Raw genomic sequence first — 8,953 nt, 5'->3', positions numbered from 1 at the left:
ACTTCACCCTTCAACCGACATTCAACTGACTCTTGAGCAGATCCCGGAATGTCTGAATCAGCGGCTCACGACTACGCCCTCTGCGGACGATCAGCGAGAATGGCGCCTGATATCCGAAAGTGGCCGGCGATAGCACCCTGAGGTCGCCCTTGTCGACCCAAGCCTGGGCGTAGTGCTCGGGCAGGTAGCCTATGTAGGCGCCCGAAAGAATCAGGATAAGTTGCGCCTCCATGCTTTCCACGGTCGCCGCACTGTGCTTGAAGCCGTGCCTGGCCAGTTCGGCCTGGCTCCAGTAGCCACGCCCTACCATGCGTTGCTGGGTCACCACCGGCTCGGGGATGCGCCGCTCGGCGAACAACGAGTGGCGGCTGCTGCAATAAAGCCAATGCTGTTCGCGGTATAGCGGCTGATAAAGCAAGCCACTCATGCGCGAGGAGAACGCACCAATGGCCAGGTCCAGACGGTTGTCCTGCACACCGAGCTGCAGCTCGTAGGGGCTGGAAACCGACAGGTGCAGGTGCACCGCCGGGTGCTCCTGGCTATAGGCGCCGATGGCCTCGGCCAAGGGCAGCGCCTGATCGCCTACGGTGGAGTCGATCACCCCCAGGTTGAGGGTGCCGCGCAGCTCGCCCTTGAGTGCTGCGGCGTACTGTTCGAAACCGTCCAGCTCGGCCAGCAGGCGCAGCGTCTCCTGATGGAACAGCTCGCCCTTGCTGGTCAGGCTGAAGCCGCCACGGCCGCGGTGGCACAGCACGATACCCAAGGCGCCTTCGAGCTGGCTCATGTAGGTACTGATGGCCGAGGTCGACAGGTTGAGCTCGCGCTGGGCATTGGCGAAGCCCTGATGGCGCACCACGCTGACGAAGATGCGCAGCAGTTTCAGGTCGGGCAAGGTCGAGGCCATGGTGCAACGGTTCCGCACGGGGTATTTGCGCGCAGTCTAACCGCTCCCGCAGGCTTTAGTTCAGAAATTCCTGAAGTAAGTATTTGCCGGTAGCGATTTTTCCCGCGCACTACCTTGCGCAGACTTGGCCGAAATGTCCCTGCCCGCCGGCATCTCCAGACCTGGAAGGCGTGCGGCGGAACAGGTTCGAACAAACAGAACAATCGACCGACTGATGAGGCCCACCGTGGACAAAGTTCTCCACCAACCACTGGGCGGCAACGAAATGCCGCGTTTCGGCGGCATCGCCACCATGCTCCGTCTCCCCCACCTGCAAAGCGCCCAAGGCCTGGACGCCGCGTTCATCGGCGTGCCGCTGGACATCGGCACCTCGCTGCGCTCGGGCACCCGTTTCGGCCCGCGGCAGATCCGCGCCGAATCGGTAATGATCCGCCCGTACAACATGGCCACCGGTGCCGCCCCGTTCGATTCGCTGTCGGTGGCCGACATCGGTGACGTGGCGATCAACACCTTCAACCTGCTCGACGCCGTACGCATCATCGAAGAAGCCTACGACGAGATCGTCGAGCACAATGTCATCCCGATGACCCTGGGTGGCGACCACACCATCACCCTGCCGATCCTGCGTGCCCTGCACAAGAAGCACGGCAAGATCGGCCTGGTGCACATCGATGCCCACGCCGACGTCAACGACCACATGTTCGGCGAGAAGATCGCTCACGGCACCACCTTCCGCCGCGCCGTGGAAGAGGGCCTGCTCGACTGTGACCGCGTGGTGCAGATCGGCCTGCGCGCCCAAGGCTATACCGCCGACGACTTCAACTGGAGCCGCCGCCAGGGATTCCGCGTAGTCCAGGCCGAAGAGTGCTGGCACAAGTCGCTGGAACCGCTGATGGCCGAAGTACGCGAGAAGGTCGGCGGTGGCCCGGTTTACCTGTCGTTCGACATCGACGGCATCGACCCGGCCTGGGCCCCAGGCACCGGCACCCCGGAAATCGGCGGCTTGACCACCATCCAGGCGATGGAGATCATTCGCGGCTGCCACGGCCTGGACCTGATCGGCTGTGACCTGGTCGAAGTCTCCCCGCCTTACGACACCACCGGCAACACCTCGCTGCTGGGCGCCAACCTGTTGTTCGAGATGCTCTGCGTGCTGCCGGGCGTCGTGCGTCGCTGACACCGCTGTACCCCGGCAGGAGCCATGAGGGAGGGCCATAGAGGCCCGCCAACACAAGACAAGACCGCCGGGCGCCGTGAACACGCCTGCGCGGTCGATCTCGCCATAATAAAGATAATCGGGAGACCCCCAATGGACTTGGACATCATTGTTGTAATGATCTATACCGCCGGCATGCTCGGGCTGGGCTGGTATGGCATGCGGCGCGCAAAAACCCAGGAAGACTACCTCGTGGCCGGGCGCAACCTCGGCCCGACCCTGTACATGGGCACCATGGCCACCACCGTGCTCGGCGGCGCCTCCACCGTTGGCACCGTGCGCTTGGGCTATGTCCATGGCATCTCTGGCTTCTGGCTGTGTGCCGCCCTGGGCCTGGGCATCATCGCCCTCAACCTGTTCCTCGCCAAACCGTTGCTACGCCTGAAGATCTTCACCGTCACCCAGGTGCTGGAACGTCGTTACAACCCCATGGCCCGCCAGGCCAGTGCGGCGATCATGCTGGCCTATGCCCTGATGATTGGTGTGACCTCGACCCTGGCCATGGCAACCGTGCTGCAAGTGCTGCTCGACATGCCGTTCTGGATGTCGCTGATGCTCGGCGGCGGCGTGGTGGTGATCTATTCGACCATCGGTGGCATGTGGTCGCTGACCCTGACCGATATCGTCCAGTTCGTGATCAAGACCGTTGGCCTGATGTTCATCCTGCTGCCGGTGTGCCTGTACAAGGCTGGCGGCTGGGACACCCTGGTGGCCAAGCTGCCGGCGGCCAGCTTCAGCTGGACCACCATCGGCTGGGACACCATCATCACCTACTTCCTGATTTACTTCTTCGGCATCCTGATCGGCCAGGACATCTGGCAGCGGGTGTTCACTGCCCGTGACGAGAAGGTTTGCCAACGCGCCGGTACCACTGCGGGTGTGTACTGCGTTCTGTACGGCCTGGCGTGCGCCCTGATCGGCATGTCGGCGCATGTCCTGATGCCCGACCTGGCCAACCCGAACAATGCCTTTGCCGAGATGATCAAAGGCCAGCTGCCGGAAGGCATTCGTGGCCTGCTGATGGCTGCGGCCCTGGCGGCCATGATGTCCACCGCCAGTGCCGGCCTGCTGGCAGCCTCGACCACCCTGACCGAAGACTTGCTGCCCAAGCTGCGCGGCGGCAAGCCGTCGAGCCTGGGCGTCAGCCGCCTGTTCACCCTGATCACCGGCCTGGTGGTGCTGGGCATCGCCCTGGCGGTGAACGATGTAATCAGCGCCCTGACCCTGGCCTACAACCTGTTGGTGGGTGGCATGCTGATCCCGCTGATCGGTGCGATCTTCTGGAAGCGTGCGACCACCGCAGGCGCCATCGCCAGCATGTCGCTGGGCTTTGCCACTGCGCTGTTCTTCATGTTCAAGGATGGGCTGGATGCCAACACGCCGATCTACTACAGCCTGGCGGTCGGCCTGGTGAGCTTCGTGCTGGTGAGCCTGCTGTCGCGCAAGCCGGTGGGTGAGTTAAAGCTGGCCTGATCAAGCCGCAACAGCAGAAACAAAAAGGCCGCGGCATCGAACAGATGCTGCGGCCTTTTGCATTTTCAGCGACGGCGCGGCTGGTTCAGCGACGGCGCGGCTGGCGCTTGCGCTGCTCTTCATCAGTCGGAATCGGCACCGGCTGCAAGGGTGGTGGTATCAGCCCCAAAGCGACAGCCAGGTCGTGGAGCCAGTTGAACATTTGGTTTTTCATAATGCCCCCTTGACGGGTCAGCCTCACGGCAATTCAAATCCTGCGATGTTTCATACAGATCATAGTCCGATGTCCTGTACTACGCATGCTCTTGTTCCTACAGATAGGGGCTAGTTTGACGCGGATCAAGCGGAAACGGCGCATTCCGACGACTGGCTAATCGTTTCGCATTGTTGCAGATCGATCCAGGCCTGCAAATTCGCACCACGCATGCCCTGGCGCCACATCAACCAGGTTTCCGCGTGATCGAACGGCGGTTGCAGGCGATGGGCGCGAACCCGGTCACGCCCAGGCAGGCTGTCGAGCATCGATTGCGCCATCAAGGCCACGCCCGCACCAGCAATCACACAGGCCAGCATGCTCTGGTACGACTCGATTTCCATCACCCGCCCCATCGGCGTGTGGTCATGGGCATACCAGGCCTCCAGGCGCATGCGGTAGGAACAGCCCTGGCGGAAGGTGAATACCGCCTTGCCCGCTACGTCCTTGGCACTGCGCACCGGCGAATGCTCGGGGCTGGTGATCAGCACCAGTACTTCATCGCACAGTGGCACACCATCCAGCCCTGCCAGGCTCGGCGGGCCATCCACCAAGGCCGCATCCAGACGATGGCTGAGCAGACCTTCAAGCAGGTCGCCGCTGGGCGCCGCCTGTACCTGAAGGTTCACGGCCGGGTATTGCTGATGGTAGCGCGCCAGCAGCGCTGGCAAGTGGATGGCGGCGGTACTGTACATGGTGCCCAGCACGAAATCGCCGGCCGGTTGGCCGCCCTGCACCGCCGCCACAGCTTCATCACGCAGCGCCGACAGGCGGTTGGCGTAATCCAGCAGCACTTTGCCAGCAGGCGACAACTGCAGGCGCTGGCGTTCACGCAGGAACAGCTCCACCCCCAGTTGCTCTTCGAGTTGGCGCAGGCGCGTCGAGAGGTTCGACGGTACTCGGTGCAGGCGCTCGGCAGCACGGGTTACCGAACCTTCCTCGGCCACGGCCTGGAAGATGCGCAGTTGGCTGAACTCCATGACATTCTCCAAAACAGAACAACTTGATCATCATTATTCAATTTTATTGAAAGTAAAAGCGCCCTAACCTGCCATCCATCGCATTGATTCGCGCAGGAGAGTCCTCATGTCGCCGTTCGTACAACTGCTGGCCAGCGCCGTGGCCCTGATGATGGCCATGGGCATTGGCCGCTTCGCCCTCACCCCGCAACTGCCGCAGCTGATCGCCGAAGGCCAGTTCGACCTGACTGCCGCCGGGCTGGTCGCAGCAGCCAACTACCTGGGTTACTTTCTCGGCGCCGTGGACGCCATGTACGCCCGTCGGCCGAACCAGGTGAAACTGCGCCTGCACGGTGGCCTGTGGTTGTGCGTGCTGCTGACCCTGGCCTCTTGGGCTGCGGACGGCTTCTGGAGCCACCTGCTGCTGCGCTTCGGGACCGGCGTGGCCAGTGCTTGGGTGCTGGTGATGATCACCAGCCTCAGCCAGCAAGTGGCCAACGCCCACAACCGCCAGCGCGATGGGGCGATGGTGTTCGCTGGGCCCGGGTTGGGCATCGCACTGACCGGATTGCTGGCACTCGTTGCGCATCTGCTCGGGCTCGGCTCGGCGGCACTGTGGCTGGTCTATGCCGTTGCGGCGCTGGTCATGCTGCTGGCCGTGCGCCCCTGGCTGCCTCGCGCCCTGCAACCTGCCGTGGTGCCCGCCGCCTCGCAGCCAGGCCCTGCCCGCAGTGTCGGCATCGGTCGCCTCGGCCTGGTCTATGCCTTGTACGGCGTGGGTTACATCCTGCCGGCGACCTTCCTGTCGCAAATGGCCAACCAGCAGTTTCGCGGCAACTGGATGGCCGACCTGTTCTGGCCAGCGTTCGGCCTGGCAGCGGCGCTTGGTGTGGTACTGGTGAGCCTGCGCCGGGCTGGGCGTACTTCGGTGTGGCTGACGGTCACCCTCTGGTTGCAAGGGTTGGGGGTCCTGGCCTGCCTGATGGGCGGTGGTGTCGGCCTGGCACTGGGCGTGGTGCTGTGCGGCGGGCCATTCCTGGCGTGCATGCAGCTGGTGATGCAACGCTCGCGGGAACTGGCACCCCATGCCACGCAGCGCAATGCCGGGCTGCTGACTGCGTGTTTTGCCTTGGGACAACTGAGTGGGCCGCTGCTGGCGGCACTGAGCAACCATTACAGCGGTAGCTTGCAGCCGGCGCTGGTGCTGGCTGCTGTGGGCCTGGGGGTGGCGGGTGTACTGGTGCTGACCAGTGGCCGCAGCCTTCAAGGTTGCCAGGCTGCGCCGCAGACCTGCGCTTAACCTACGTACTTGCGCAGTTGCTGCTTCACCCAGGGCTCTGCACTCACCAAGATGACGCCCAGCAGCACCATCACCGCCCCGAGCACGAAATTGACACTCAAGGGTTCACCCAGCAGCACCACGCCGAAGGTCACCCCGAACAATGGGGTGATGAACGAAAACACTGCAAGGTTGGAGGCCAGGTATTTGCGCAGCAACCAGAACCAGGTCAGGTAGCTGACAAACGACACCACGATCCCTTGGAACAGCACGCTGCCCGCCGCCAGCGGTGTCAATCTCACATCGCCAATCTGCCCGCTGACCAGGGCGATCAGCAGCAACCCGGCGAACCCCACCGCCAGTTGATAGAACAGCGTCAGGGTCGCCGGAGCCTCCGAGAGGCGCGAGCAACGCACAACCACCGTGGTTGCGCCCCAGGCAAGCCCGGCGATAACGCCAAAGGCGTCGCCGAGCAGCATCCGCCCATCCATTTCAGCGAACGACAGACCGCCGGCAAACGCCGTGGCAATGCCGCCGAAGGCCAGCAGAATGCCCACCCACTGCAACAACCTCAGCCGCTCGCTGGGCAGCATGAAGTGCAGGCCCAGCGCCGTGAACACGGGCGCGGTATAGAGGAACACCGACATGTGCGCGGCCGAGGTCAGTTTCAGTCCTTCGGCAATGAACAAAAATTCCAGCCCGAACAAACCGCCGGCCAGCAACCCGGCCCGCCAGGTGTTGCCCACCTGCTCCCAGCCGCCACGCCAGCAGATCATTAACCCCACCAGCACCGCAGCGATGCAATTACGCAGGGCCGCTTGCATCACCGGCGCGATATCCACCGCTGCGGTCTTGATCAGCACCTGCTGGCAGCCCCAGATCAGGCACAGGCCCAGCATCACCTGGAAGGCAAAGGCATCGGGGTTCTTGCGGGCCGCGCTCATGGGCGGGCCTTTTGGGTGGTCGAGGGCATCGGCAAAGGCTCGGCAGTGGTCAAGGAGTACCGATTATCGGGTTTCCCGGCCTGCCCTTGCCAGCCTCAAAACGACCTCAAGCGATCTGTGCTTTTGCAGAGACGTGCTCGAAGGTCGTTTCGTCCAGCCCGTCCTCCTGCTCATCCAGCACCTGACGTGGGTGCTCGAAGCCCGGGATGCTGCTGTCGATCAGGCTCAGCAGCCGCGAACCGCGCTCGGTAAGTACGAAGTTCTCGCCATTGCCGCCCTCCTCCTGCTCGCGGCTCTCGATGAAGCCACGCTCGAACAACAGCTTTTCGTACTCGCAGGCGCGGGTTTTCAGGTGGTCGAGATCACCCACCGGCTGCCCCTTGGCGGCCAGCGCCGCAGCGTGCTGCTCGGCATAGGGGCGTGGCGTGAAGCTGTGACCGGCGCCGTTCTGCACTTCGTGCAGCAAACGCTCGATCAGGTCCCAGTCGTAGGTGCTGCTCATGGATATGGCTCCTGCTGTGGACGAAGGGGGTACACAAGTTGGGACCCGTTGGCAGGCGGGAGTGTTCCAAAAGTTATCCAGACACGAACCTTGCCGAATTGGGCTACGGCAGAACCCGCAACTGGAACGGGCTGAAGCAAGGTCGTGGATCAGGTGGCAAAAGGTAGAAACTATTTGCTGTATCCCACGAATGTGTTTTTTTTAAACTACATTCGAGCGATTAAAAAAATTCGAATCCAGTAGTTTTCAGAAAATGGGTGGTCGGGCTTCGAGATGCCAATGCGATCAGCGCTGGCGTTGTTGCGCCTGCATGTATTGTCGCAGCAGCTGGTTGATCCGGGTTTGATATCCGGCTCCCTGCTCCTTGAACCAGGCAAGAACATCAGAATCCAGGCGTATGGTGACCGTCTGCTTGGCTGGAACGCGCAGTTCGGCTTCGCGGAAAAAGTCTTCTCCCAGTTCGGGGATATCAGAGGTATCGATATCGCTGTCGCTCTGTTGAGCCAGGCGACTCCAATCAGTTTTCGATGCTTTGGTCATAATTTTTGGCCTCCCATCGTGTGGCTTTTCGCGCAGAGATGATTCGAATGACATCACCCTGCCTTTCCGTGTAGACGACAACCCCTATCAGGCACTTCAACCAGCCAAGGCTGACCCAGCGCTCCTCATCGTGGTCCGGACAATCATCCCGGCGAATCAGCATCGGATGATTGAACATATCCGGTACATCGGAGAAATCGATGCCGTGTTTGCGGATGTTGATCTGGTTCTTCGCTTCGTCCTACTCAAACAACATGGGACGCTCCGTATTTACATCTGTACATACGATACCTCCTGTTTGATGGCGAGACTAGAGGGCAATCGCTCGCCCTTCAATAGCGCCAGGAGGCTTTGGGAAAAGGACTACAGCATGGAGCGGAAGTAGCCTAATCAAGCGGCTAGCGAGGTTCCGTTACGACTTCAAACTAAAGCCGAGGGGGATCGCGGTTCTTGTACCCGGGGTTATAGCCATCGGTCGTTGGCGCTGAACCAACTCGCCGGCACGCGCCTCCACCGGGCAAACCACTGCTGGAGGTAGAAAGGATGAAACCGCTGCTGCGCATCGCCTGCGCCACCGCCCTGTGCTGTGCCCTGCCCGCCTGGGCCTGCACGCCGGAAGAAGCGACACAGAAACGGGAGGAGCTGGCCGGGCTGGTCAGTCAGCTGACCGAGCAGAACCCGCAGAAGGCCAAGGAGATAAATGACGAGCTCCAGGGGATGGAGCTGGGGACGGCGAGCAAGGACTTGCCCGACAAGTGTCAGTTGATCGACAAGCGGATCAAGGAGCTGAAACAGGCGGAGAAAAAGACGGAATAAAGTGCTTCTGGCTGACACGGCCCCTGTAGGAGCGGCCTTGTGTCGCGAACGGGCTGCAGAGCAGCCC

The 8,953-nt window shown here is 62.1% G+C and carries 11 protein-coding genes; 4 read left to right on the top strand and 7 right to left on the bottom strand.

Annotated elements, in window-relative coordinates; all coding sequences use genetic code 11:
• Positions 1 to 10 precede the first annotated feature (10 nt).
• Entirely contained in the window at positions 11 to 904 is an 894-nt protein-coding gene (locus tag APH28_RS25225; RefSeq protein WP_060513165.1) for a LysR family transcriptional regulator, read from the bottom strand.
• Between the two features lie 226 nt (positions 905 to 1,130).
• Here APH28_RS25225 and speB point away from each other — a divergent pair, with 226 nt between their 5' ends.
• Both speB and APH28_RS25215 read left to right on the top strand, forming a co-directional pair.
• Positions 1,131 to 2,081: an agmatinase gene (speB, locus tag APH28_RS25220; protein ID WP_008090804.1), complete on the top strand. Its 951-nt coding sequence runs from the start codon at positions 1,131 to 1,133 to the stop codon at positions 2,079 to 2,081.
• A gap of 132 nt (positions 2,082 to 2,213) precedes the next feature.
• Entirely contained in the window at positions 2,214 to 3,593 is a 1,380-nt protein-coding gene (locus APH28_RS25215) for a sodium:solute symporter (protein WP_060513164.1), read from the top strand.
• A gap of 85 nt (positions 3,594 to 3,678) precedes the next feature.
• Here APH28_RS25215 and APH28_RS29360 read toward each other — a convergent pair whose 3' ends face one another.
• Positions 3,679 to 3,807: a PA1414 family protein gene (locus APH28_RS29360; protein WP_256215799.1), complete on the bottom strand. Its 129-nt coding sequence runs from the start codon at positions 3,805 to 3,807 to the stop codon at positions 3,679 to 3,681.
• 125 nt (positions 3,808 to 3,932) lie between these two features.
• Positions 3,933 to 4,826: a LysR family transcriptional regulator gene (locus APH28_RS25210; RefSeq protein WP_060513163.1), complete on the bottom strand. Its 894-nt coding sequence runs from the start codon at positions 4,824 to 4,826 to the stop codon at positions 3,933 to 3,935.
• Between the two features lie 106 nt (positions 4,827 to 4,932).
• Between APH28_RS25210 and APH28_RS25205 the strand changes: the two genes are divergently transcribed.
• Complete coding sequence (locus APH28_RS25205) at positions 4,933 to 6,105, top strand: MFS transporter (RefSeq protein WP_060513162.1); 1,173 nt, start codon at positions 4,933 to 4,935, stop codon at positions 6,103 to 6,105.
• Here APH28_RS25205 and APH28_RS25200 read toward each other — a convergent pair.
• From APH28_RS25200 to APH28_RS28440, 4 genes are all read right to left on the bottom strand, one after another.
• Positions 6,102 to 7,028, bottom strand: coding sequence for a DMT family transporter (locus APH28_RS25200; protein ID WP_060513161.1), 927 nt, complete (start codon positions 7,026 to 7,028; stop codon positions 6,102 to 6,104). The two genes, APH28_RS25205 and APH28_RS25200, sit on opposite strands and share 4 nt — an antisense overlap.
• 106 nt (positions 7,029 to 7,134) lie before the next feature.
• Positions 7,135 to 7,530 (bottom strand): hypothetical protein, encoded by a 396-nt coding sequence (locus APH28_RS25195; RefSeq protein WP_060513160.1) that lies wholly within the window; start codon positions 7,528 to 7,530, stop codon positions 7,135 to 7,137.
• A gap of 285 nt (positions 7,531 to 7,815) precedes the next feature.
• A complete protein-coding gene (locus APH28_RS25190) occupies positions 7,816 to 8,070 on the bottom strand; it encodes a BrnA antitoxin family protein (protein WP_060513166.1) in 255 nt (84 codons plus the stop codon).
• Positions 8,048 to 8,293: a BrnT family toxin gene (locus tag APH28_RS28440; protein WP_256250251.1), complete on the bottom strand. Its 246-nt coding sequence runs from the start codon at positions 8,291 to 8,293 to the stop codon at positions 8,048 to 8,050. Before APH28_RS28440 ends, APH28_RS25190 begins: the two co-directional genes overlap by 23 nt.
• A gap of 320 nt (positions 8,294 to 8,613) precedes the next feature.
• On the opposite strand from APH28_RS28440, the gene APH28_RS25180 reads away from it, so the two are divergent.
• The gene (locus APH28_RS25180; RefSeq protein WP_060513158.1) at positions 8,614 to 8,886 is read left to right on the top strand and encodes a hypothetical protein; all 273 of its coding nucleotides are present in this window, start codon (positions 8,614 to 8,616) and stop codon (positions 8,884 to 8,886) included.
• The last annotated feature ends 67 nt before the right edge of the window (positions 8,887 to 8,953 follow it).

Source organism: Pseudomonas sp. NBRC 111124, assembly GCF_001320245.1.
GTDB lineage: Bacteria > Pseudomonadota > Gammaproteobacteria > Pseudomonadales > Pseudomonadaceae > Aquipseudomonas.
This window is presented reverse-complemented; position numbering and strand designations above follow the sequence as displayed.

Coding starts and splice junctions, on each gene's coding strand:
- APH28_RS25210 (WP_060513163.1), bottom strand. CDS start 4,826: ATGGAGTTCAGCCAACTGCGCATCTTCCAGGCCGTGGCCGAGGAAGGT.
- APH28_RS25225 (WP_060513165.1), bottom strand. CDS start 904: ATGGCCTCGACCTTGCCCGACCTGAAACTGCTGCGCATCTTCGTCAGC.
- APH28_RS25190 (WP_060513166.1), bottom strand. CDS start 8,070: ATGACCAAAGCATCGAAAACTGATTGGAGTCGCCTGGCTCAACAGAGC.
- APH28_RS29360 (WP_256215799.1), bottom strand. CDS start 3,807: ATGAAAAACCAAATGTTCAACTGGCTCCACGACCTGGCTGTCGCTTTG.
- APH28_RS25205 (WP_060513162.1), top strand. CDS start 4,933: ATGTCGCCGTTCGTACAACTGCTGGCCAGCGCCGTGGCCCTGATGATG.
- APH28_RS25215 (WP_060513164.1), top strand. CDS start 2,214: ATGGACTTGGACATCATTGTTGTAATGATCTATACCGCCGGCATGCTC.
- APH28_RS25195 (WP_060513160.1), bottom strand. CDS start 7,530: ATGAGCAGCACCTACGACTGGGACCTGATCGAGCGTTTGCTGCACGAA.
- APH28_RS25200 (WP_060513161.1), bottom strand. CDS start 7,028: ATGAGCGCGGCCCGCAAGAACCCCGATGCCTTTGCCTTCCAGGTGATG.
- APH28_RS25180 (WP_060513158.1), top strand. CDS start 8,614: ATGAAACCGCTGCTGCGCATCGCCTGCGCCACCGCCCTGTGCTGTGCC.